Raw genomic sequence first — 607 nt, forward strand, 5'->3', positions numbered from 1 at the left:
GTGACTGCGACCGGTAAGGTCCTTGCTGGCCAGGCCGGCAAACGGCACGGCATGATCAAGCGGACCAAGAAATTCATCCGCGATGCCCGTGGCAACACCACCCTGTCCGCCCCCGACGCCAAGATCGTCAAGGGCTACATGCCCTACGACCGCTAAGAGGAGATGTAAGAGATGTCCCGCGTTAAAGGTGGAACCGTAACTCACGCCCGTCACAAGAAGATCATCAAGGCCGCAAAAGGCTATTATGGTCGTCGCAAGAGCAACTTCAAAGTCGCAACTCAGGCCGTCGACAAGGCCAACCAGTACGCGACCCGTGACCGCAAGAACCGCAAGCGCAACTTCCGCGCGCTGTGGATCCAGCGGATCAACGCTGCTGTGCGCAGCCATGACGAGGCTCTGACATATTCCCGCTTCATCAACGGTCTCAACCTGGCCGGTATCGAAGTGGACCGCAAAGTTCTGGCCGACCTGGCCGTGCACGAACCGGAAGCGTTCGGCGCGATCGTCGCCAAAGCTCAGGCTGCTCTGGCTGCCTGAACCTCTGAAAAGAGACAGTGAAAGAAAGGCCGTCCCCTTGGGGCGGTCTTTTTCTTTGGCAGAAACCCGT

General features: G+C 58.6%; 2 protein-coding genes. Both read left to right on the forward strand.

Going from position 1 to position 607, the window contains the following annotated elements; all coding sequences use genetic code 11:
• The coding region (locus tag ACR0C6_RS21970) for a large ribosomal subunit protein bL35 (protein ID WP_480621296.1) at nt 1–156 on the forward strand (156 nt) is incomplete at its 5' end.
• A 15-nt stretch (nt 157–171) separates the two neighbouring features.
• On the forward strand, nt 172–537 hold the full coding sequence (gene rplT / locus ACR0C6_RS21975) for a 50S ribosomal protein L20 (RefSeq protein ID WP_039523695.1): 366 nt from the start codon (nt 172–174) through the stop codon (nt 535–537).
• The last annotated feature ends 70 nt before the right edge of the window (nt 538–607 follow it).

The organism is Ruegeria sp. AL12 (assembly GCF_056540885.1).

Excerpts from the sequence above, each read along its gene's own strand:
- rplT (WP_039523695.1), top strand. The coding sequence starts at position 172 with ATGTCCCGCGTTAAAGGTGGAACCGTAACTCACGCCCGTCACAAGAAG.